The organism is Vibrio sp. T20 (assembly GCF_007858795.1).
GTDB lineage: Bacteria > Pseudomonadota > Gammaproteobacteria > Enterobacterales > Vibrionaceae > Vibrio > Vibrio satsumensis.
In genome coordinates, this window is the sequence record NZ_VFEB01000010.1 from 1 (window position 1) to 236 (window position 236).

At 46.2% G+C, this 236-nt stretch carries 1 protein-coding gene; it reads right to left on the minus strand.

The genetic code is table 11. The features are described from left to right. The coding region (locus FTW16_RS01095) for an S-adenosylmethionine:tRNA ribosyltransferase-isomerase (RefSeq protein ID WP_186727997.1) at window positions 1-236 on the minus strand (236 nt) is incomplete at both ends.

A 236-nucleotide genomic window follows, 5' to 3' on the forward strand; every position in this document is an offset into this window, starting at 1 on the left:
CAGTGTTGATTCTGGTAGGTGGAAGGTAGTAATCAAGCAATCCACCAACTGATATTCGTAACCTGGGAATATAAAGATTTCTGTGTCACCAAAGAAAGGAACTAACTCTGTGCCTTTATTACGTGCATCTTGCGCTGCACTTTCTAGTGAACGAACCGATGTTGTACCAACCGCAATAATACGACCGCCACGCGCTTTTGCTGCAGCTACGGCATCCACCACTTCTTGCGGCACTT